General features: G+C 62.4%; 19 protein-coding genes, 1 tRNA gene and 1 riboswitch. Of the genes, 12 read left to right on the forward strand and 8 right to left on the reverse strand.

The features are described 5' to 3' along the window. Positions 1-4 precede the first annotated feature (4 nt). A complete protein-coding gene (locus ACFQ6Y_RS16180; protein ID WP_378535266.1) occupies positions 5-1351 on the forward strand; it encodes a lysine N(6)-hydroxylase/L-ornithine N(5)-oxygenase family protein in 1347 nt (448 codons plus the stop codon). Then, the gene (locus tag ACFQ6Y_RS16185) at positions 1348-1596 is read left to right on the forward strand and encodes an MbtH family protein (RefSeq protein WP_003945538.1); all 249 of its coding nucleotides are present in this window, start codon (positions 1348-1350) and stop codon (positions 1594-1596) included. The genes ACFQ6Y_RS16180 and ACFQ6Y_RS16185 overlap by 4 nt, the downstream gene beginning before the upstream one ends. Before the next feature lie 84 nt (positions 1597-1680). Here the strand turns inward: ACFQ6Y_RS16185 and ACFQ6Y_RS16190 are convergent, their stop codons facing one another. Then, positions 1681-3108, reverse strand: a complete 1428-nt coding sequence (locus tag ACFQ6Y_RS16190) for a threonine/serine exporter ThrE family protein (protein WP_007734361.1) — start codon at positions 3106-3108, stop codon at positions 1681-1683. 122 nt (positions 3109-3230) lie between these two features. Between ACFQ6Y_RS16190 and ACFQ6Y_RS16195 the strand changes: the two genes are divergently transcribed. Further along, a tRNA-Thr gene (locus tag ACFQ6Y_RS16195) sits at positions 3231-3302 on the forward strand. Positions 3303-3429: 127 nt separating this feature from the next. Here ACFQ6Y_RS16195 and ACFQ6Y_RS16200 read toward each other — a convergent pair. The 5 genes from ACFQ6Y_RS16200 to ACFQ6Y_RS16220 all read right to left on the reverse strand — a co-directional run bounded on the left by ACFQ6Y_RS16200 (position 3430) and on the right by ACFQ6Y_RS16220 (position 7765). Continuing rightward, a complete protein-coding gene (locus ACFQ6Y_RS16200; RefSeq protein ID WP_378547738.1) occupies positions 3430-4227 on the reverse strand; it encodes an ANTAR domain-containing protein in 798 nt (265 codons plus the stop codon). A 478-nt stretch (positions 4228-4705) separates the two neighbouring features. After that, positions 4706-5521 carry an ABC transporter gene (locus ACFQ6Y_RS16205; protein WP_230814902.1) on the reverse strand — a complete coding sequence of 272 codons (816 nt, stop codon included), beginning with the start codon at positions 5519-5521 and terminating at the stop codon, positions 4706-4708. Between the two features lie 47 nt (positions 5522-5568). Then, a complete protein-coding gene (locus tag ACFQ6Y_RS16210) occupies positions 5569-5883 on the reverse strand; it encodes a multidrug efflux SMR transporter (RefSeq protein ID WP_230815099.1) in 315 nt (104 codons plus the stop codon). Positions 5884-5897: 14 nt separating this feature from the next. Further along, positions 5898-5960, reverse strand: a riboswitch (guanidine-III (ykkC-III) riboswitch). A gap of 46 nt (positions 5961-6006) precedes the next feature. Then, positions 6007-7278: a hypothetical protein gene (locus ACFQ6Y_RS16215; protein ID WP_378634479.1), complete on the reverse strand. Its 1272-nt coding sequence runs from the start codon at positions 7276-7278 to the stop codon at positions 6007-6009. Further along, positions 7265-7765 carry a hypothetical protein gene (locus tag ACFQ6Y_RS16220; RefSeq protein WP_378547732.1) on the reverse strand — a complete coding sequence of 167 codons (501 nt, stop codon included), beginning with the start codon at positions 7763-7765 and terminating at the stop codon, positions 7265-7267. Before ACFQ6Y_RS16220 ends, ACFQ6Y_RS16215 begins: the two co-directional genes overlap by 14 nt. A 137-nt stretch (positions 7766-7902) precedes the next feature. Between ACFQ6Y_RS16220 and ACFQ6Y_RS16225 the strand changes: the two genes are divergently transcribed. Further along, complete coding sequence (locus tag ACFQ6Y_RS16225; protein ID WP_003945656.1) at positions 7903-8610, forward strand: response regulator transcription factor; 708 nt, start codon at positions 7903-7905, stop codon at positions 8608-8610. Beyond that, positions 8607-10058 carry a sensor histidine kinase gene (locus tag ACFQ6Y_RS16230; protein ID WP_378634485.1) on the forward strand — a complete coding sequence of 484 codons (1452 nt, stop codon included), beginning with the start codon at positions 8607-8609 and terminating at the stop codon, positions 10056-10058. The genes ACFQ6Y_RS16225 and ACFQ6Y_RS16230 overlap by 4 nt, the downstream gene beginning before the upstream one ends. 24 nt (positions 10059-10082) lie before the next feature. Here ACFQ6Y_RS16230 and ACFQ6Y_RS16235 read toward each other — a convergent pair whose 3' ends face one another. Both ACFQ6Y_RS16235 and ACFQ6Y_RS16240 read right to left on the reverse strand, forming a co-directional pair. Next, positions 10083-11393 carry an alanine racemase gene (locus ACFQ6Y_RS16235; RefSeq protein ID WP_378634490.1) on the reverse strand — a complete coding sequence of 437 codons (1311 nt, stop codon included), beginning with the start codon at positions 11391-11393 and terminating at the stop codon, positions 10083-10085. Positions 11394-11440: 47 nt separating this feature from the next. Continuing rightward, a complete protein-coding gene (locus tag ACFQ6Y_RS16240) occupies positions 11441-12916 on the reverse strand; it encodes an amidohydrolase family protein (protein WP_378634494.1) in 1476 nt (491 codons plus the stop codon). A gap of 203 nt (positions 12917-13119) precedes the next feature. On the opposite strand from ACFQ6Y_RS16240, the gene ACFQ6Y_RS16245 reads away from it, so the two are divergent. From ACFQ6Y_RS16245 to ACFQ6Y_RS16275, 7 genes are all read left to right on the forward strand, one after another. Beyond that, the gene (locus ACFQ6Y_RS16245) at positions 13120-13965 is read left to right on the forward strand and encodes a M55 family metallopeptidase (RefSeq protein WP_007734371.1); all 846 of its coding nucleotides are present in this window, start codon (positions 13120-13122) and stop codon (positions 13963-13965) included. A gap of 269 nt (positions 13966-14234) precedes the next feature. Then, positions 14235-15452: an MFS transporter gene (locus ACFQ6Y_RS16250; protein ID WP_378634499.1), complete on the forward strand. Its 1218-nt coding sequence runs from the start codon at positions 14235-14237 to the stop codon at positions 15450-15452. A gap of 14 nt (positions 15453-15466) precedes the next feature. Further along, positions 15467-16324, forward strand: coding sequence for a tryptophan 2,3-dioxygenase (locus ACFQ6Y_RS16255; protein ID WP_378547714.1), 858 nt, complete (start codon positions 15467-15469; stop codon positions 16322-16324). Between the two features lie 159 nt (positions 16325-16483). Then, positions 16484-17578, forward strand: a complete 1095-nt coding sequence (locus ACFQ6Y_RS16260) for a M20 family metallopeptidase (RefSeq protein ID WP_378634502.1) — start codon at positions 16484-16486, stop codon at positions 17576-17578. Between the two features lie 2 nt (positions 17579-17580). Next, on the forward strand, positions 17581-18519 hold the full coding sequence (locus tag ACFQ6Y_RS16265; RefSeq protein WP_378634507.1) for a GNAT family N-acetyltransferase: 939 nt from the start codon (positions 17581-17583) through the stop codon (positions 18517-18519). Next, positions 18516-19631 carry an o-succinylbenzoate synthase gene (gene menC, locus ACFQ6Y_RS16270; protein ID WP_378634511.1) on the forward strand — a complete coding sequence of 372 codons (1116 nt, stop codon included), beginning with the start codon at positions 18516-18518 and terminating at the stop codon, positions 19629-19631. The genes ACFQ6Y_RS16265 and menC overlap by 4 nt, the downstream gene beginning before the upstream one ends. Positions 19632-19678: 47 nt before the next feature. Then, positions 19679-21298: a PucR family transcriptional regulator gene (locus ACFQ6Y_RS16275; protein ID WP_378634515.1), complete on the forward strand. Its 1620-nt coding sequence runs from the start codon at positions 19679-19681 to the stop codon at positions 21296-21298. The last annotated feature ends 11 nt before the right edge of the window (positions 21299-21309 follow it).

Genomic DNA, 21309 nt, shown 5'->3' on the forward strand with positions numbered 1-21309 from the left:
TGTAATGAGTGAATCACCGAGAGACTCCAGCGCCGAACCCGCAGTGGTCGACATCGTCGGCGTCGGGTTCGGTCCGGCCAACCTTGCGTTGGCCATCGCTGTCGAAGAACACAATGCAAATTGTGCAGCCGTTGATCGGGTGAACGCGCGATTCTTCGAAAAGCAGTCTCAGTTCGCGTGGCATCCCGGGATGCTGCTCGACGGTGCCACGATGCAGATCGCGTTTCCGAAGGACCTGGTGACGTTCCGCAACCCGCAGAGTGGATACAGCTTCTTCTCGTATCTGTTCGAGCAGGGGCGTCTGGTCGACTTCGTCAACCACCAGACCTTCTTTCCCACGCGCCACGAGTTCAACGACTACCTGTGCTGGGCAGCTCGACGAGTCGACGCGGACGTGCAGTTCGGTACGACCGTCGACGGGGTCGAGGGCATCAGGAATTCCGACGGCGCGGTGGATCGCTTTGCGGTTCGCACGGCCGACGGTGAAACGGTGATCGCGCGCAACATCGTCGTCGGCGCCGGACTGAAAGAGCGGATCCCGGAGTGGGCAACGCCGTCGTCCCGGTGCTTCCACAATCACCAGTTCCTCTTCCACCTCGAAGCAATGCCAGAGCCCGTGCACAACAGGTTCGTCGTTCTCGGCGCCGGTCAGAGTGCCGCGGAGATCGTCGACTACCTGCATGCGAACTACCCGAACGCCGAAGTCCACAGTGTTTTTGCCCGCTACGGCTACAGCCCGGCAGACGACAGCCCCTACGCAAATCGCATCTTCGATCCCGAAGCCGTCGACCAACTGCACGGCGCCGACGCCGCGGAACGACGTCGACTTCTCGATTTGCACCGCAGTACCAATTACTCGGTCGTCGACATCGAACTGATCAACAAGCTCTATGCCACCGAATACCAGGAGATGGTCCGCGGGCCGCGGCGACTGTTCATGCGCCGGGCCTCGGAGATCACGAGTGCCGTGGAGACCGAATCCGGCATCGAACTGGCTGTTCGTAGCAATCTCGACGGCTTGACCGACACGCTCTCGTGCGACGCACTCATTCTGGCCACCGGTTTCACCCCGGCACCGCTGGACAATTTGTTGGGTGAACTCGTGCCGGATTCGTCCGTTCCGCGTAACGTCAGTCGGGATTATCGACTGGCTGTAACGGAGGACGTGACAGGCGGTATCTATCTGCAGGGTGGGACAGAACAGACTCACGGATTGACGTCGTCGCTGCTGTCGAACGTGGCAGTGCGGGCGGGGGAGATTCTGGCGTCGGTACTGAGCCACCAGAACCGAACTGGTGCGCTTGCTAGTCTGGGCGCACAAGACACGTACGTAACGAGTGAGGCGAGATGAGCACTAACCCTTTCGATGACGAAGACGGCCGCTTCTACGTGCTGGTGAACGACGAGGACCAGCACTCGCTGTGGCCCACGTTTTCCGAGGTCCCCGCCGGCTGGCGCGTGGTGTTCGGTGAAGACAGCCGCAAGGCGTGCCTCGAATACGTCGAGGCGAACTGGACCGACATGCGTCCGAAGAGCCTGCGCGAAGCCATGGAAGCCGATCAGGCTGCCGGCGGAAAGCACGCAGTCGAGAGCTGATTCTCTCACCGCTCGGCAACCTCCGAGTGAACAGAAAAGAGCTGGGCACCGTCAGGTGCCCAGCTCTTTCTGCTTGAACGACGCTTACTTCTCGGTGACGGGAACTCGACGCCTTCGCTTGCGGACCATCGGTCGACGTAGCGAGTCCACGCGCATCAGAATCCGCGGACGACGAAGCGTCCGCGCTCCCCATTCGCCGAGCGTCACGCCCGCGGCGAGGGCGCAGCCGATACCGAAGGCCGACAGCAAGGCGGTCAGCCCGATCAGTACCTGGTCGTTGAGCAGCGCGTACAGGCCTCGGTACAGCGAAAGACCGGGGAGCAGCGGAGTGATGCCTGCGACCGCGACAACCAGCGGAGGCGTCAGTGCGCGGCGAGCCATCAGACCGCCGGCAAGGCCGACGACGGTCGCTGCGATCGCGGCCGCGATCACGGGGCCGACGTCGAGTGTCTGCACGAAGATCGACACACCACTGCCTGCCGCACCGCCCAGGAACGCCGCGGTGAGTGCACGACGCTCGGCGTAGCAGGCGAGTGCATAGAAGACCGACGCACAGGCGCCGGAAAGCATGAGGATCGGCAACTGGGTGATGGTCGATACTTCGACGTTGATCGGTGGAAGCGTCGAACCCAACATCCCGGTCATCCGCAGTGAGATTGCGACACCCGCGATGATGCCGCCCGTCATCATCACCACTTCGAAGAACCGAGCGACAGCTGTAATGGGTGCACCCATGATCGCGTCCTGAACCGAGCCCACCAACGACAGCCCGGACAGTAGGACGACAACTCCGGCCGCGATGACCAACGACGGCCGGATACTGATCCCCAGCTGGTCCTGAAATGTATAGAGCGTGGCAGCGGGTGCAGCCGCGATGAGACCACCGACAACTTGCTGGAAGAAGAACGGCAGCCCGAACCGGTTCAGCACACGGTTGACGCGGTCGATCACCATCGTCGTCAAGAACGCGACTGTGGCAACGAGGAACCCGCCCCCGAGCAGGACGGAGACCGAAGCCGCCATCGCCGCCCAGGCCATTGTCGCGGTCCACCGGTTGTACGGGTGCGGCGCCGTCGTGATGGCTGTGAGAGCGTCGTGCGCTTGGTCCGGGGTGATCGCCTCACGGCGGATGCGACGCGTCAGACGGTCGACAGCCGCCAGTCGCGTGAAGTCCATCGACCGGTAGTGGACGATGCGCATCGTGCTCGCCGGCGGTCGCGTCGGACCGCGATAGGCAGAGAGCACAATCGAGTTGTACGTGACGTCGACGTCACACTGGGCAAGGCCGTACGTGGCGGCGATGAACTGCACCTGCTCAGCGGTGTCCATGGCCGCGGTTCCGGATGCGAGGAGGACTTCGCCGACTCGAACCGCGAGGTCCAGGACCTCTGCGACGACGGCGTCGTCTGTCAGGTCGATCGGTTGAAGCGGCGCGGGAGCCGACGTGACCGTGTCGACGGTGGCTTGCCGGTTTCCCGTCAGGCGTGTGAGTACTTCGGTGAATTTCGCCATCAGGGGGCGGAGTGGGAGTTGCGCATGGGGCCCACGCTATCTAACGTGACCCGGGCGCGGCCACCGTGACGGCTTGGATATGATGGCTCCGCAAAGTCAGTCGCGGCAACGCGTCGGTCTTCGCCTCCTTAGCTCAGTGGTAGAGCACTCGCCTTGTAAGCGAAAGGTCGTCGGTTCAATCCCGACAGGAGGCTCCGAAACTCAGAGGCACTCACCGAAGATTTGGTGGGTGCCTCTGTGTTTGCTCGGGTGCTGCGTTTGCCGAGACGCTGCGTTTGCCGAGACGCTGTGTTTGCCAGGTCTCTCGGCTGCCTGCCAGGTTCAGTTGGTCTCAGGCTTGTTCGAAGCCTGGCGCGGGTCGATCGCGCCGTCGATGTACTGCTGGGCAATCACTCGCAGTTTGACGTTGCTTCGCTGCGAGTCCTGGATGAGGATGCGGAAGGCTCGGTCGGCGTCGACGCGGTGGGTGCCCATGATGATGCCCTTGGCCTGTTCGATGACGCCTCGCGATTCGAGTGCACGCTCGAGGTCCATCGCGTGCTTTCTGGCCATGTCGAGGCGCTGCGAGCTGTGCAGCGCGTAGGCCGAGGTGACGGCGAAGAGTTGGAGCAATGCCGCGTCGGCTCCGGTGAAACCTCGGAGGTCGTGGCTGTAGAGATTAAGAGTTCCGAGCGGGCGATCTCTACCGGGTAGCGGCATCGACAAGAAGCTGACGGCGCCGACTGCCTTTGCCGCGCTTGCGAATTGAGGCCACCGGCTGTGGGCTTCGCTGGCATGTGCGCGTACAACCGTGCCGGTGCGTGACGACGTCACGCTCGGTCCGTAATCCAGTCGGAATTGGATCGAGTCGACGGTACGAACAAGTTGGTGGGTGGCGGCTACGGTTCGAAACGTCGAATCCGAACCCCCGATGGCAATGCCGGCCATGTCGGCGTCGGCGATGAGATCGACGGCATGCTTGCAGACCTGTTCGAGGAATTGCTCTGCCTGGGCATGCGGATCGAGGTGTGCGTAGAGCGATTGCAAGGCGTCCGAGGCAGCGTCCAAGCTGTCTTGCGCAGCGGAATTTCGGCCCCCGGCAGGGGCGCGGTGTTCTCTGGCAATGCGCGGCGCCGTCATTGTCTCAACCACCCTTCCCCATCACGTCGCAGGCATGTCCGATTCGTCTCATTGTTGCACCGGACTAACTGTTGTGCACTCTGTTTCGGTGGACAAGTGCCTGATGGGCCGGACGGTTATGTGGGGCGCGCCACGTATGCCCAATCGTGATGTTTGATTCGGCCATTAGCGGGTAGTGCGCCAACTTCGGAATTATGTTGTCCTGCAACAGTTAACGTGAAAACTGCGACCGAAGTACAAGTTTTCTCCGCAATGGCGCGCAGGTCGCGAACTTGGCCTATTGTCAGCGCCAGCGCACAATCTTGTACGCGTAACCCGTAGACAGTGAAGGGGATACGACGATGAACGGACTGATCACGGCTCTGAACAGTGGAATGACGGTCGGCTTGGCCAACACGATCCTGACTTTCGGCGGAATCATCATCAATCTCAATATCGTGATCAACAACTGACCGCGTAATCGGCGAGTAACCGTTTGTTATGCCGATTCGATCGGAAGGTCCGGCCCTGGGCGATCGCTTCGGCTCTTGAGCCATCGATTGGGAAGCTTGCCGGCCAGTTCTCCGAGTGGACCGACTGCAGCACTGAGGATTCCGACTGTTTCCTGAAGTACCTCGATGCTCGCGCTCATGCGCTCGAGGTTGGGCGCAAGCGAAGTCAAGGTGTCGGACAGTGCAACGATCTGGTCAAGCGGGCCGCCTTCGGCGATGAGCCGTTCGAAGGCACCGTTCTCCGCCAAGAGTGTTTCGAGGATGCCGTTCTCGGCAAGTGCGCGATCGATGACGCCGTCCTTGGCAGTCAGGCGTTCGACGGCACCGTCCTGTGCTGTCAGGCGTTCCAGTGGGCCGTCCTCGGCCATCATTCGGTCGAGGAGTCCGTCCGGGGCGAGCAACCGCTCCAAAGCGCCGTTCTCGGCGAGCACTCGATCCAACGGTCCGCCCGGGGCCAGAAGTCTTTCGAGTGGTCCGCCGGGAGCGAGTAGTCGTTCGAGTGTGCCGTCGGGTGCAGTCAGTTTGTCGACCGGACCACCAGGTGAGAGCAGCCGGTCGAGCGGCCCACCGGGGGCCAAGGCCTGCCCGATGGGCCGATCGTCTGCAGTAAGCGATGACAACTGCTGGATCATCTGCATGGGTCCGCGGGGGCTCGCCAAGGTGGCAGCGCCCGCCGTCACAGCACCGGTATTACTGACGGCGATACGAACTGTCGTCACCGTCAGCTCGGCGATCCCCAAACTGATCTCTGCGGCTGCAATGCCCGCACGTAGGGGAAGCGTGAGCATCTCCAGCAGTTTCATGCGTTAACTGTAACCGGTAACACACAAACACTCACCTGGATCGCCGGTCAGTGAAGGACCTTCAGGCCGACGACACAACCGACGATTCCCAGGATCAGCAGAATCTTGACGATCGACGTGGACTCCGCGCCGGTGACCATCGCATATCCGACGGTCAGGGCGGCGCCGATGCCGACCCAGACCGCGTACGCAGTCCCGATGGGAAGGGTGCGCATTGCATACGCGAGGCCCGCCATACTGACGATCAGGCCGAGGATGAAGACGACGGTGGGGGACATTTTGCTGAATCCGTCGGACTTGCCGAGTGCGGTAGCCCAGACAGCTTCGAATAGTCCGGAAATGACGAGCACGATCCATGCCATGGTGAACAACTCCCAAGGCACCGTCTTTTCGCTGGCCGGGTACGGTGCGCTCGTCCGGATGTCGTCGTTGACCAACCAACCATAGCAACAGAATTCTGCGCTACGACCTGATCAGGTGGCGATTTAGGTCACCACCGCCGGTCGAACCCGCTTCAAATGGATGGCCACCATGGCCACCACGATCGTCGCCGTTGCAGTGAGAACAGCCAGAGGAATCGGCGTGTTCACCGTGACAGGGCCGTGTTCGACGAGCGGACCGTTCGACCACCCGAAATCTTGCGCGGCCGGCTCCAAGAAGGTCGCTGAAACCGAGAACAGCGTAAGAGTGAAGGGCAGTACCGCCCCGCTGGAGACTGCACCGACGGCAACAGGCAGGCAAGACGTGACGGCCAATCCCAATGCGAGCGGCAGGACAACGACGTACGAAACCGTGGTCAGGGGGCTGTCCGACAATCCCGAGAGTGCGGTCACGCCAAGGAGTCCCAGCCCGAGTTGGGGCATCGGTCTTTTCCAGCCGACGACGACACCGAGCGCCAGGGCAGCAGCGCCCGCGGGCATCGCCCAAGTCCAGTCGGACGAAAAGCGGGTCGTGCTGATTGAAACCGCGCTGACTGCCAGTCCGACGAGTATGAAACGGTCGTCGTGTGGCGACAAGCGCCAAGCCAGCGCGACCGTTACGGCAACCGCGATCGCCACTGCAGTCACCCAGGACCCAGGTGATGTCGACGTCGAGCCCAACGACACATAGAGAGCCGTGAATGCCAGGGGCAGAACAACTCCCAGCGTCACCAGGCGTGTGTCGATGTCGCCAGGCTCCTGAGGCGGTCGTGCGACTGCGGCGACTCCACCCACGAGAAGGGTTGCAGCGAGCAGGATCCAGACGGGAACCGTGGACGGCGCGGGGTAGGAATCGCCCGGAAGTGTGAGCGACCACCTGGCGACGCGATCGCGCCACAAGTCTGCGGCGCCGAAGTACAGGGTCGTCGCGGTCACCCCGAGTGCGAGAGCAATTTGTGCTGCGCGGTGACTCTTCGTCGGATATGCCGCCGCCGCGAGGAAAATGCCGGCTCCCATTGCGTTCAGGGTCACCGATATCGAGGCGGAGACAGGGACGAATGCAGGTAGCGCGATGACGAGGGCGCCAACTGCAGCGAAGACGGTCGCGAGTCCGCCACGTCCCCAGCGATGTAGTAGCGCAACACCGACCGCCGCAACCACAGCGGCGGTTGCTCCCGCCCACTGCGGCGTGATCACCACCGAGGTGAGGCCGTCGGAGAACGAGAAGTCGTCAACTCGAGACTCGGCCACTGCGTACGCGGCCACCACACCGCCGACCAGCGCGGACGCCACCGAACCGTAGAGCTGAGCGATTTGAACTGGGCTACGTTGCTGCATAATTCGTCGAATTTTCGCACAACTCGCCGATACGACTGATCGTCACATCGCCGTGCGGATCCATCCACACCGGTTCCCCGTCTCGAAGTCGAGGAAGAAGCAGATGGCGCCCTCGGCTCGGCCACTGAACGAAGTCGTATCCGGCCAATTTGGTCTGAACGATATCGGCGACCCACACCGCAGCGTCCGCGAATTCAGTATCCATCGACAGTGCGTTGAAGTAGCTGAATCCGCTGATGTCACGTGCGCCTTGCCAGCCGATCGTGACGTTGTAGTCGCTGTTTATCGAAAATTCCCAGATCAGACGATCGACAACAACTTCAGGTCCGAATCGCAGGCAACGCAGATCTTGGGCAACAGCCGCGAGGGCTTGTGCCCAAGACTCCGGCGCCGCGAAGCCGGGATCCTCGCCGGGATCGGAGTTGTTGGTGAACAGAGGAATACGCCAGGTCAAGCATTCCATGTTCCACAGTGGAGGTAGTGACATGCCGCATCCTTCCGGTTCGTGGGCCTGCCCCCCAGCATTTCACCTGCACCCGGCCATTCACCTGCACCCAGCCGTTCACAGGAAGCTCCCAGGGAACATACAGCGAGAATCCAGTGGCAGGGGAGAAGATAGTTCTCGTGACCGACAAGACCCCTGAAGCCCGCATCCTCGTCGTCGACGACGAACCCACCATCGTGGAGTTGCTCTCCGTGAGCCTCCGGTTCCAGGGCTTCGAGGTGGCAACTGCATCGAGCGGCGCCCAAGGCCTGGACGTCGCACGGACATTCCGTCCCGACGCGATTGTTCTCGACGTCATGATGCCCGGGATGGACGGCTTCGGTCTGCTTCGACGCCTCCGTGCCGACGGTGTGGACGCACCGGTCCTGTTTCTGACGGCGAAGGATTCGCTCGACGACAAGATCAGCGGCCTGACCCTCGGCGCGGACGACTACGTGACCAAGCCGTTCAGCCTCGAAGAGGTCGTGACGAGGTTGCGGGTCATCCTGCGCCGCGCCGGCCGCGGTGTCGCGCCGGAGCAGTCGCCGCGGGTGAAGTTCGCCGACATCGAACTCGACGACGACACCCGCGAGGTCTGGAAGAAGGGCGAACTGGTTGCACTCTCGCCCACCGAGTTCACATTGCTCCGATACTTCATGGTCAACGCCGGGACTGTTCTCAGCAAGCCTCGGATTCTCGACCATGTCTGGAACTACGATTTCGGCGGGGAGGTCGGAGTTGTCGAGTCCTACGTGTCCTACCTACGTCGCAAGGTGGATACGGGGGAGACGCCGCTGATCCACACGTTGCGTGGGGTCGGCTACGTGATGCGTGAACCGCGGCAATGATCGCCGCCGCGGAAAACGATCAGCTTCCGAAGCGGGGTCGTTTCCGTCTCCACTCACTGCCGCTGCGCTTCACCCTGGTTGCGGCCTTGCTGGTGTTGGCGGCGCTGGGGTTGTTGGCGTCGGGCGTGGCGGTCACTTCGGCGCTCGAGAATTCACTGACCCAGCGAACCGACAAAACGCTGTACGAGGCGGTCGACGGTTGGGCAAAGCCGCACACAAGAGATCTACAGCCGCCCAGTGACGTCGGCCCGGGCACCCGCCCACCCAGCCCCTTCTTCGTCCGGACAGTGACCCCGGACGGTCGGGTGATCGTCCTGAACGACAAGTCGACGACCACCGAACCCGACCTGTCCAAAGATTCCACCAACGGTCCGATCACCGTCGGATCGAGCGATGGTTCCGACGTGAACTGGCGAGTTCTCACGACGGTCCGCGAAGGCACGACCACGACTATCGGTGTGCGACTGACGGATAACGAGCAGACCGTCGACGACTTGGTCGGGCTGCAACTCGGCATCGGTCTGGTTGTTCTGCTGATCCTCGGCGGCGGAGCGTATTTCGTCGTTCGCCGGAGCCTGCGTCCCCTGGTCGAGGTGGAGGAAACCGCCGCTGCCATTGCCGCCGGCGACCTTCATCGACGAGTTCCGGAGCGTGACGACCGCACCGAAGTCGGCCGATTGTCCGTGGCACTCAACGGAATGCTCGCGCAGATTCAACACGCATTTGCTGCGACCGAGGCTTCGGAGGAATCAGCACGGCGTTCCGAGGAGAAGATGCGTAGATTTGTCGGCGACGCCAGCCACGAGTTGCGCACACCCTTGACGACTATCCGTGGATTCGCCGAGTTGTATCGCCAAGGCGCGATGACGGATACGGCAACGCTGATGAACCGAATCGAGGGCGAGGCGTCGAGGATGGGTCTTCTGGTCGAGGACCTACTCATGCTGGCCAGACTCGACGAACAGCGACCGCTCGAGAACAAGCCGGTAGATCTGCTTGCAGTTGCGGCGGATTCGGTACAGGCGGCGCGAGCGATCGCACCGGATCGAATCGTCAAACTGCAGATGACCGGCGGCCCAGGCCTACCCGAGGTGCACGGCGACGAGGCCAGACTGCGTCAGGTAGTCGCCAATCTGGTGGGCAACGCGATCAAACACACGCCGTCGGATGCACAGGTCACAGTTCGTGTCGGTACAACCGGGAACTCCGCGGTGGTCGAGGTTTCGGATACCGGTCAGGGCCTGAGTGAAGAGGATGCCGCGCGGATCTTCGAGCGTTTCTACCGCGCGGACACCTCTCGCACCCGCGAGACCGGAGGCGCCGGTCTCGGCTTGTCCATTGTTTCGGCCTTGGTTGCCGCGCACGCCGGAACCGTCAGCGTCGAGACGGCCCTCGGGCAAGGGACGACGTTCCGCGTCGAATTGCCGCGTGATTCGAAGGACGACTGACGAGGAACTACCGAAACCGGTCTCTCAGAAGTAGGTGTGCACCGTACCGACGACGCGGTAGTCCGAGTCCACCTCGGGAATCAGTGACCACTTGTCGAACGTGGTGCAGGGGTGCGAGATTCCGCAACCGAGCAGATCGCCGACCTTCACGTCGAAGTCAGCTGGAACGTCGACGTACGCGTGCTGGTCGTTGAGGGCGGTGATCGTCAGCTCTCGCGCCGATCGGTTGGATCCGTCGCGTCGGCGCCACAGGACTATGGGGAAGCCTGCGTCGGATCCGACGTCGCGACGACCGAAGCCCAGGATCGCGCGGCCGGGCTCAGGTATGGAGAGCACTACGCCCCAGACCTCAGCGGCTCCCTGCAGGGTTCGCGGACCATCCGCCCACGGCGAAGTCTCGGCATAGAGACCGTGATCGTGGGTGATGTAGCAACCGCTGCGCAGGACGACGCGTACACCGTTGTCGAGTGCCCAGCGGCCGGCCAGCTCGCGCACCACAAGATCGTGGAAAGCGCTGCCGCCGAACGTGACCAGTGGCCTGGGAGCCTTCGCGGAGTTGTTCTCGAACAGGTTCTCGGCGACACAGATTTCCGTGAACACCCGCGCGGATTTGAGATATGAATCGACGGAAATGCGACGGGCGGCCACCGAGGCTCCGGGCATCATGCCCTCGAATCCCTCGACTCCGGTGACTGTCAACGAAGGAGCCTGCGCCGCCGCACGTGCAACGTCGAGAGCTTGCTCGACAGTGCGAGCACCCGCGCGTCCGCTGTCGTATCCGAGTTCGACGAGAACCCGGATACGGCTGGCCGGTGATACTTTCGCTATCAACTGTTCCATCAGCCGGACGCTCTCGACGGAGTCGACGAGGGTGGTGACGAAGAAATCAGGGTCGGTGGCCTGAGCGTCGCAGATCCACCGAATGCCGGCGGGATCGAGAACCTGGCTGGCGATGATGATCGTGTCCACACCGAATTCACGCAGAATGCGTGCCTGCGCAACGGTTGCCGCCGTCATCGCCCAAGCACCGGCGTCGAGTTGGCGACGAACCAGTTCGGGGCTCATCGTGGTCTTCGCGTGGGGCGCCAGATCCACGTCGTGATCGGAACAGAACTGCGCCATGAGGTCGACGTTGTGCTCGATCGCTGCACGATTGAGTGTCATCACGGGTAGTAGGAGGTTGCCGTCGAGTGCAGAGATCGCCAGTGGCTCGAGGTCGGAGCCGTCGCGACCTTCGAGGTCGGTGCCGAATGCCTTGTGCTGCCAACCGATCGGGGGGTTCGCGAAATCCGTCATGGCATCGATTGTGCCGTTGATTGCAGACGAAGTGTTCATGTGTAGTGACTTTCTGTCAGAACTATGCAGGTCAGAACGTAATCGGGCTACGAGCGGCGTACCGGACGACCGGGCAACGCGTCCTCGACCACGGCACCGCCTTCGACGACGGGTACTCCGCCGACGAGCACGCGGCTGATTCCGGTGGAGGGGCGAGTGCCGTCGATGTAGGTGGCGTTGTCGGTGATCCGCTCGGGGTCGAAAACGAGGATGTCCGCGTCGCTACCGGGGCTGATCCGACCTTTCGACGCCATCGAGGGAACCGACTCCTCCAGAATCTGCGCGGGGATCAACGAGCAGCGCGCGATGATCTCCGACAGCGACAGCAGTTGGCGCTCGCGGTACAGGGTGCGAATCGCACGCGCATAGGTACCGGCGCCGCGGGGATGGCCGAGTGCCTTCTCCGGCAACGGCCACTGCAATGCATCGGCAGACGAACGGCCAGGCCAGGTCAGTGGCATCGCGTCGCTCGCGATGGCGGCGCGGTCGAAAGTCATCGCCCTTTCGAGGAACTCACGCTGCACGGTGTCGTTCTCGTCGAGGAACTCCACCAGCACCAGTCCACCGGGGTCGGTTGCCCGAAGGTGTTCCAGCTGTTTGCGGTCCGCGATACGTTCACCGGTGGGTACGAATGTCAGCGATCGTGGTGTCAGATTCATCAGATGAAGTTTGTCGGGATCGAGAAACGCAGCGCCGACGGCCGTCGACCCGGAACCGTACGGATACGCCTCCGTCGTGACGCGTGATCCGGCAGCCTGAACTTGTGCCACCACCGACAGTGCATGGTCGACGTGCATTCCCGAGGTGCTGTTGACGTGGCAGTAGTGCATGTGTGCGCCGGTTTCGGCTGCTGCACAGGCGATTTCGACGGCACCGTCCACCGGGCTCGACGGATCGGCCGAGATGAGCGGGCGCGCATGGGTGTAGGTGGGAACACCGGCGCGGGCCGCGAGATTCGCCACCTGCAAGTACTCGGTCGGATCGGATTTCGGGGCGTACCCGACCACCACTCCGATACCGAGAGCGCCTGCGGCCAGATCGTTTTCGAGAAGTTCGAGAATGTGTGCACGCTGCGAGGCAGATGGTTCGCCCTGCCAGCTCGGGGAACCGAGATGGTGCAGGAGCGTTCTGATGTCGCCGTCGGGATCGGCTCCCGAGAGTTCGATCATTCGGGCGTGAGCCCACGACGTCGCGTAGCCGTAGTTGATCGGGCGGCCCTCGGCGCCGGCCCGCGCATATGCTTTCGCGACAGGAATGACACCGGCTTCCAGTTCGAGGGCCGTGGTGACTCCGTCCAACGCCTGAAGTCGCTGCTCGGCGATTTCCTGTCCGTGGCTGTGCAGGTCGATGAATCCGGGGCAGATCACCTGACCGGTCACGTCGATCGTTTGCCGGGCTTCGATCGCGTCGTGACCCCACGCCGAGACCTTGCCGCCGGTGATCGCGATGCCCCGAACGTCGTCGGTTCCCGATGCGGGATCGACGACGCGGCCGCCGGTGAACACGATGTCGTGGACCTGCATCAGCGCTGCACTCCTGTCGTTGGTCGAACCGCCTGGCCCGGCGAATGTCCCGATGGTTTCACGGCTCGGGTATCGGATTCTGGTGTGAACGTCCCAAATGGAGGCCGACTCACCGTTCGAGCGGACAAGAAACGGATGCGCTCGAGTGTGAAGGTGAAAGCGAAGTTATCAATTCAGCCGATTGAGATCGATGGAGGACAGGAATGCACGTCTATATTTCGGTGGACATGGAGGGTATCGCGGGTATCGCGACGCTCGATCAGACGATCCGCGGCGGTGGCGGCTACCACCGTGCGCAGATGCTCATGACCGCCGAGACCAATGCTGCGATCGCCGGTGCGTTCGACGCCGGTGCGACGAGCGTCCTGGTCAACGACAGCCACGGAACGATGGACAATCTGCTTCACGCCGACCTGGATCCACGGGCGCGTCTGATCTTCGGAACACCGAAGATGCAGTGCATGGCGGAGGGACTGACGTCCGATCACGACGTCGCCCTGTTCGTCGGCTACCACGCACCCGCCGGTGGCCCCGGCGTCCTGGCTCACACGTTCTCGAGTTTGTTCGCGGACGTCCGCCTCGACGGTAAGTCCGTCTCCGAGACCGACGTCAACACTCTCTACGCTGCGACGCAAGGCGTTCCCGTCGGCCTGGTGACGGGTGACGACATCATCTGCGGCCTGGTGGACGCGGCCTCGCCGACCACGGAGACCGTCGAGGTGAAGAAGGCGCACGGTTGGTCGGCAACCAATTCGCTGCCGCCGTCGCTGGCGTGCGAGCAGATCCGAGCAGGCGCCGAGCGTGCAGTGCGCAAGGCCGACACACTGAAGCCGGTCGAGCTGCGTGACGAATGGACCCTCGAGATCGTTCACCCCACCACCACGGGAGCTGAACTGGCCGAGGCTGTTCCCGGCTCGCGACGGATTTCGGATCGTACGATTTCGCACACACTCGGCAGCGTCGACGACATTCTCGGTCTGATCACTGTCAATGCTCGGCTCGCGGCCGCAGGCGTCTCGACGATCGTGGCAGTCGCCAATCGCACGTAATGCAGTAACGACTCGACCTCGAATGCCGCCGACACCGTGTGTGTCGGCGGCATTTGTCATCTGTTGGGGCAGAACATGTTCCGATCGACCAAACGTTGCTTCGGGTATTGGTGGGACGAACCAATGCGGTAGACGTGTTCGCTGTCACACTTCATCAGGCTTTCAATGTTCTAGTCCATGCGGCACAAGACAATCCGGGAGGCTTGATGAAGGCGGAACGCGTCACAGTCGAAGAACCATCGCACACAAGTGGTGGAGCGGTTCGAACAATGATGGACAACAAGTCGATTCGACGCACAACCACCGTTACGGTCGGACTGCTCAGTACGATCTGGTTGATCGACATGGTGGATCGTGTGATGATCGGGCTTGCGCTTCCGATGATCGGCGACGAATTCTCCCTCAGCAGTACACAGTTGGGCGGAGTAGTCTCGGTCTTCGCGATCTTCTACATGCTCGGGCAGGTCCCCGGCGGCATGCTGGCCGACCGCTACGGACCCCGGCCACTGTTGATCGTGGCTTTGATCCTGTGGTCGGTGTTCACCGCATTGACAGGGTTCGCGTGGGGTCTCGTCTCGCTGATGGTCATGCGTGCGATGTTCGGCATCAGCCAGGGGCTCTTTCCGGCTGCGTCGTTCAAGGCGTTGGCAGAGCGGACGCGTCCGAAAACCAGAGCAACCGCGATGGGTTTCATGCTCGGCGCCAACAATCTCGGCCCTGGCGTCGCACCGCTGATCATCGCACCGGTTCTCATGGCGGTGGGGTGGCGTGACGCGTTCTGGCTGGTGGCGATCGTCGGCGCCGCGATCGGCACGGTGGTGTGGTTGGTGCTGCCGGCACCGTTGGACACGAAGATCTCGGAAGATCCCGAGGCTGCGCTGCAACCGCTGGCGAGTGCTCACTCGCGCGCCGCGGTGTTCAAGTCCGCGTCCGTCTGGAAGTTTGCGATTCTGTTCTGTCTGAGCAACATGTCCGCGTACGGGCTGATGACCTGGGTGCCGAGTTATCTGCTCAACGACAAGGGGTTCTCGCTGATCGACACGGGGATCTTCGCCGCGATCCCCTTCATCGTCACGGCTTTGGCCACGATTCTGGGCGGGCGATTGGTGGACAAGTACTTCCACGACCGGGCCCGGATTCTTCTGGTTCCGTGTATGGCCACGTCGGCAGTCCTGTTGTTCCTGATGACCACCGCCGACACCGTGGCGATGTTCACGTTCTACGAGACCTTGGCTCTAGGAATCAGCGGTCTGTGTTCGATGTCGATCTTCGCGATGCCGTTGAGGGCACTTCCTGCCGAATTCCTCGGTTCCGGAATGGGTTTGATCAACGGTTGTGGTCAGTTCGCCGGTTTCGTCACGCCGCTCGTGATGGGATGGATGGTGGACCAGTTCTCGTACATGGCTGCGTTCGGAGTCCTGGTCGGAGCGACGAGCGCTGCCGCATTGGTGGCCATGATCGTTCCGCAGACCCCGGCGAAATTCTGAGAAGGAGACCGAAGATGTCGGCAACGGACGGCACACGAAAGATCGAAGACGACGTCGTCACCGATTTTTCCGAGAAGATGAGTTACGGGGCCTACCTCGGACTCGATACACTCCTGGATTCGCAGCATCCGGTGAGCGATCCGGAGCACCACGACGAACTCTTGTTCATCATTCAGCACCAGACCAGCGAGTTGTGGCTCAAGCTGTTTCTCCACGAGATACGGGCGGCCAGAGCAGCTATAGCTGCCGACGACATCCGGGTCGCTTTCAAGCGCATCGCGCGCGTCAAACACATTCAGGCCACACTGACTGAGCAGTGGTCGGTGTTGGCGACACTGACGCCGGCGGAGTACGCGGAGTTCAGAGGCGTTCTCGGCAACTCGTCGGGGTTCCAGTCGTACCAGTACCGCGCCGTGGAATTCGTGCTCGGAAACAAGAACGCCGGCATGCTGAAGGTGTTCGAATCGGATCCGTCCGCCCATCGATTGTTGGAGACCCTGCTCGGGGAGCCGACACTGTACGACGAGTTCTGGCGATACCTGTCCAGGCAGGGCTACGACGTTCCGGCGTCGGCTCTCGAACGAGACGTCAGCGCGCCCTACGTGCGCAACGACGAGTTGATTCCGCTGGTCAAGGCGATCTACGAAAACGTCGAACAGCACTGGACGGCGTACGAGGCATTCGAGGAGTTGGTCGACCTCGAGGAGAGCTTCCAGTTGTGGCGGTTCCGGCACCTTCGGACGGTGCTGCGCGTGATCGGCATGAAGAAGGGGACCGGCGGATCGAGTGGTGGTGCCGGGTTCCTGCAACGTGCGTTGGAGTTGAGCTTCTTCCCCGAGCTGTTAGCCGCTCGAACCGAGATCGGAACCTGACACACCTGCTTCATGACACGGCTGCCTATTACAGACAGCCGTTCGTGGCACACGACGAATCCCGGCCCGAAGGACAGGAGTCTTCGACAAGATCCGACCGGGGTGGTTCGACCAAGCTGAACTTGCGAAGTTGCAAGTCGGTGACAGGAGAGCGTCGGAGTGGACAAGAAGACAATGGTGGCGGACCTGGCGGCACTGGTAACCGCCGAGTCGCCCAGTTCCGACCTCAGCGCAGTCGATGCATGTGCGGACGTGGTGGCCGAGATCGGTGAACGCCATCTCGGGAGCGCACCGGAACGTATTCGCATCGACGGTCGTCAGCACTTGCGTTGGTCCTTCGGCACGGAACCGAAGGTGATGCTCCTGGGCCATTTCGACACTGTCTGGCCGCTCGGAACGCTCGCGGAGTTGCCCTGGTCGGTCACCGACAACATCGCCACCGGACCCGGAGTCTTCGACATGAAGGCCGGCATCGTCCAGCTCTTTCATGCGCTCGCATCGCTTCCGTCGCTCGACGGAGTGGTCGTGCTCCTCAATTCCGACGAGGAGATCGGCTCCCCGACCTCGCGCGCACTGATCGAGGAGCAAGCGCGTCAGGTCGACGCTGTGTTGGTCCTCGAGGCCGCCGCCGACGGCGCGGTGAAGACCGCGCGCAAGGGTATGTCGCTGTACTGCGTCGACATCGAGGGACGCGCTGCGCACGCCGGATTGGAACCGGAGCGAGGTGTGAACGCTGTCGTGGAACTGGCGCATCAGATTCAGGCGGTTGTGGAGCTCGCGGATCCGTCGGCGGGAACATCGGTGGTGCCGTCGGTGATCAGTGGCGGAACCACCACCAATACCGTTGCAGCGCAAGCACAACTGTGGTGTGACGTTCGAATGTGGTCGGCGAAGGAACAGGAACGCATCGATCGTTCGATCCGCGCGCTGGTGCCGGTGCTGGCCGAAAGTCGAATTTCGGTGACCGGAGGACCCAACCGTGGGCCCCTGGAATCCGCGTCGTCGGAGAAGCTGTACTTTCTCGCTCATCAGGTCAGCAGTGAGAGCGGGTTGGGGATGCTGCGCGACTGCGCCGTCGGCGGTGCCTCGGACGGAAACTTCACCGCTGCAGTCGGAACCCCGACGTTGGACGGCCTCGGTGCCGTCGGCGGTGGGGCCCATGCAGCCACAGAACACGTAGAGATAGATCAGATGATCCCGCGCGCCACGTTGCTGGCCGGTCTGGTGACTCGAGTCCTGGAGGGAGGACTGTGACGATGACGTCGCCGAACAATGTCCAACGCAAGATTGCTCAACCGGTGGGAGGTGTTTCGCCTTCGCGGATGCGTCAGGCGATCAGCCAAGCCGAACAGGCCGCTCTGCTTGCGTGTGTGACCATCGAAACCGTCACCGGGCATGCCGAGTTGGAACAGGTATTCGGCTTGTTCGAGAAGGTATGGCAGCCGGAGAGCGGAAATCCGCCCGTACACCGGGACATGATGAAAGCACTCTCGCACTCCGGTAATTACGTCGCCGGTGCTTTTCGTGGCGGAGACCTGATCGGTGGCTCGGTCGCCTTCTTCGAAGAGCCACAACATCGTTCGTTGCATTCTCACATCACGGGGATTCTCCCGAACGTGCAGAACGGGCACATCGGCCTGGCGTTGAAACTGTTCCAGCGGGCGTGGGCACTGGAACGGGGAATCCTCCACGTGCGGTGGACTTTCGACCCGCTCGTCGCGCGCAATGCCTATTTCAACGTCTCGAAACTCGGTGCGTTTCCGGTCCAGTATCTGCCGCGTTTCTACGCGCCGATGAACGACAGTCTCAACGGCGGCGCAGACAGCGACCGGTTGTTGATCGACTGGGAGATCGGTAGCAGCAAGGTTTCCGACGTCGTCGCCGGTTCGGGAGAAGTCCCGACTCCCGAGTCCTTGGGGGCGAGCGAACTGCTGTCCGTCTCCGAAGCCGGCCTGCCCGTGTTGAAGTCGACGAAGAATCGTTTCGTCACGGTGGCTACACCGAATGACGTGTACGCACTGCGCAAGTCGGACCCGGTGGCGGCGAACGATTGGCGACTGGCCGTCCGCGAAACTCTCGGGGGCGTGCTCGCCGAGAACGGAGTGGTTCTCGCAGTTACCAGAACCGGAAAGTACGTGCTGGACCGTGCGCCGGGAACACAGGCAGGCAGGACAACAGCGGAGGTTACATCGTGAAGATCGACGGAGTTGAATTACGCCGGGCAGCAATGCCGTTGAAGGCGCCGTTTCGAACCTCGTTCGGCACGGAGACCACCAAGGACGTGTTGTTCGTCAAGGTCGTCACCTCGGAGTCGGAGGGCTGGGGCGAGTGCGTAGCGATGTCCGATCCTCGCTACTGCTCCGAATACACGGACGGCGCCGCCGAAGTCCTTCGCAAGTTCCTGATTCCGTCTCTGGGTGAACTCACCGATCCCGACGTGCACGCACTGAGCGCGACGATGGAACAGTTCGCCGGGCACCCGATGGCCAAAGCTGCCCTGGAAACCGCCTTCCTCGACGCCGAATTGCGCGCCGCCGGGACGAGCATGTCCTCGTATCTCGGCGCAGTGGTCGATCGGGTACCCGCGGGTGTTTCGGTGGGTATCAAGAATTCGATCGACGAACTGCTCGACGAGGTGGGCGACTTCCTCGACGCCGGATACCTACGCATCAAACTGAAAATCGAACCGGGCTGGGACATCGAGCCGGTTCGCGCAGTCCGCGAGCGGTTCGGCGACGACGTACTCCTCCAGGTCGACGCGAACACCGCGTACACCTTGGCTGACGCGCGCCATCTCCAGCGGCTCGACGACTTCGACCTCCTGCTGATCGAGCAGCCGCTTCCCGAAGAGGAACTGCGCGGCCATGCCAGGTTGGCCGAGATGATGCGGACGCCCGTCTGTCTCGACGAGTCGATCACCTCCGCCAAGGTCACTGCAGACGCGCTGGCCATCGGCGCGTGCAGCGTGGTGAACATCAAACCGGGACGTGTCGGCGGTTATCTCGAATCGCGTCGAATCCACGACGTCTGCAAGGCCAACGGAATTGCCGTGTGGTGCGGCGGAATGCTCGAGACCGGAATCGGCCGGGCCGCCAACGTCGCTCTTGCCGCGCTCCCTGGATTTGTCCTACCAGGCGATACGTCAGCCTCCGACCGGTACTTCGCCGAAGACATCACTGAGCCGTTCGTGCTCGACGACGGTTACGTGAAAGTTCCGGAAGGACCGGGCATCGGCGTCGAACCGATCCCTGACCTGCTCGAAGCAATTACCACGTCGGTCGAATGGATCGGTATGGATCGGCTTTGACGAATCACTATGACACACTTCGTTCACAGGACGAAGGAGTGATAGACGTGGGCACCGTACGACCTCGCATCAGTTTGGTGCGGCTTCTCGAAGACGTGGGAACTACGGTGCTGAATCCGGTTGTCGGCGCCCCGGAGGCGGTCCAGGAGATCGCCTCGGTGGTCATTCACGACCCCGACGACGACTCACCCTCGACGGCTGACTCCATGGTGCTGCTGGTCGGGATCACCGGCGGTCAACGTATCGCGGAGGCCGTGGCCGGCCTGGCCGAGCGCGGAGTGCGCGTGGTGGTCGCGCGGGTGACCACCGAGGTCAGCGATGCGGACCGCGAATCCGTCATCTCTTCCGGTGTCGTCCTGTTGGCTCTGTCGCGTGGAGTTTCGTGGGTTCAGCTGACAAGCCTGCTTCATTCGGTGCTCTCCGCCCGAAACGAAGTCGGGCACATCCACTCACGCGGAGGTGGACCGGCCGGCGATCTGTTCGCCTTCGCCAACGCCGTCAGCGCACTCTTGGATGCCCCGATCACGATCGAGGACCGAAGCTCACGGGTCATCGCCTTCTCCGGCCGCCAGGAAGAAGGAGACGGTCCACGTATCGCGACCGTTCTGGAGCGGCAGGTTCCTGACCAGTACATTCGAGTGCTCGAAGAGGCAGGGGTCTTCGACCGGCTCTATCGCAGCGACGATCCGGTGTGGGTCTCTGCCGAGACCCTCGGTACAAAAATGGGACGTATCGCCGTGTCCATCCGAGCCGGCGACGAGTTCCTCGGCTCCATGTGGGTGGCAACCGGTGAGCCGATGTCCGAGGACCGGATGCGTGCACTGCGCGATTCGGCCGGGTTGATCGCGCTGCAGATGTTGCGGTTGCGCGGCGGCGCCGACGCCGAGCGTCGACTGCGCGCAGACCTGATCGCAACCCTGCTCGACGGTGGGTCCGGTGCGGTCGACGCGATGAATCGCCTCGGCCTCGGGACCGGTCCCGCACTCGTGATGGCCTTGGGCCGTAGGTCTTTCGAGGGATCGTCGAAACCGGACGACGCCGCCCACGTGGTGCGGCTGACCGACGCTCTGGCCATGCATCTCGGCGCCGTCCACTCGCAGTCGGCGGCTGCATTGGTCAACGGAACCGGCTACGCTGTGCTGTCTGTGCGAGGGCATTCCCCCGCAGAAGCCGAGCTGCAGGCATTCCGTGTGGCCTCGGATTTCCTGGACCGCACCGGAGCGTCCGGCGACACGATCATCGGGATCGGCCGGGTCGTGACCAGACCGGCTCAGTTGAGCCGATCGAAGCGCGACGCCGAACATGCCCTCGAAGTGTTGTTGGCGGGACGAGCGTCGGGCAGCGTCGCCACTTTCAGCAGCGTCCACGTCGACGCCATTCTGTTGGAGATCGCGTCGGAAGCCGCAGCCGAAGGATTCTCGGACCTCGGGCCCATCGAGGCGATCGCCAGCCACGATGCTGCCCATGCGACCTCGTTCGTCGACACCCTTGATGCGTGGCTCAACGCCTTCGGCGACGTCGGTGACGCCGCGGCGTCATTGCACGTGCACCCCAACACCTTTCGGTATCGCCTCAGCAAGTTGAAGGGTATGGCCGCGTTGGATCTCGACGACCCCAACGTCCGCTTCCGGTTGATGGTGCATCTTCGTCTGCGCGGTCCACGCTAGTTCGAAATCCG

It is taken from the genome of Rhodococcus sp. NPDC056516 (assembly GCF_042794655.1).
Classification (GTDB): domain Bacteria; phylum Actinomycetota; class Actinomycetes; order Mycobacteriales; family Mycobacteriaceae; genus Rhodococcus_F.

What these genes read in the sequence shown, in the direction of transcription:
- ACFQ6Y_RS16180 (WP_378535266.1), top strand. Translation starts at nt 5, where the DNA reads ATGAGTGAATCACCGAGAGACTCCAGCGCCGAACCCGCAGTGGTCGAC.
- ACFQ6Y_RS16185 (WP_003945538.1), top strand. Translation starts at nt 1,348, where the DNA reads ATGAGCACTAACCCTTTCGATGACGAAGACGGCCGCTTCTACGTGCTG.
- ACFQ6Y_RS16190 (WP_007734361.1), bottom strand. Translation starts at nt 3,108, where the DNA reads ATGGCGAAATTCACCGAAGTACTCACACGCCTGACGGGAAACCGGCAA.
- ACFQ6Y_RS16200 (WP_378547738.1), bottom strand. Translation starts at nt 4,227, where the DNA reads ATGACGGCGCCGCGCATTGCCAGAGAACACCGCGCCCCTGCCGGGGGC.
- ACFQ6Y_RS16205 (WP_230814902.1), bottom strand. Translation starts at nt 5,521, where the DNA reads ATGAAACTGCTGGAGATGCTCACGCTTCCCCTACGTGCGGGCATTGCA.
- ACFQ6Y_RS16210 (WP_230815099.1), bottom strand. Translation starts at nt 5,883, where the DNA reads ATGGCATGGATCGTGCTCGTCATTTCCGGACTATTCGAAGCTGTCTGG.
- ACFQ6Y_RS16215 (WP_378634479.1), bottom strand. Translation starts at nt 7,278, where the DNA reads ATGCAGCAACGTAGCCCAGTTCAAATCGCTCAGCTCTACGGTTCGGTG.
- ACFQ6Y_RS16220 (WP_378547732.1), bottom strand. Translation starts at nt 7,765, where the DNA reads ATGTCACTACCTCCACTGTGGAACATGGAATGCTTGACCTGGCGTATT.
- ACFQ6Y_RS16230 (WP_378634485.1), top strand. Translation starts at nt 8,607, where the DNA reads ATGATCGCCGCCGCGGAAAACGATCAGCTTCCGAAGCGGGGTCGTTTC.
- ACFQ6Y_RS16235 (WP_378634490.1), bottom strand. Translation starts at nt 11,393, where the DNA reads ATGAACACTTCGTCTGCAATCAACGGCACAATCGATGCCATGACGGAT.
- ACFQ6Y_RS16240 (WP_378634494.1), bottom strand. Translation starts at nt 12,916, where the DNA reads ATGCAGGTCCACGACATCGTGTTCACCGGCGGCCGCGTCGTCGATCCC.
- ACFQ6Y_RS16245 (WP_007734371.1), top strand. Translation starts at nt 13,120, where the DNA reads ATGCACGTCTATATTTCGGTGGACATGGAGGGTATCGCGGGTATCGCG.
- ACFQ6Y_RS16250 (WP_378634499.1), top strand. Translation starts at nt 14,235, where the DNA reads ATGATGGACAACAAGTCGATTCGACGCACAACCACCGTTACGGTCGGA.
- ACFQ6Y_RS16255 (WP_378547714.1), top strand. Translation starts at nt 15,467, where the DNA reads ATGTCGGCAACGGACGGCACACGAAAGATCGAAGACGACGTCGTCACC.
- ACFQ6Y_RS16265 (WP_378634507.1), top strand. Translation starts at nt 17,581, where the DNA reads ATGACGTCGCCGAACAATGTCCAACGCAAGATTGCTCAACCGGTGGGA.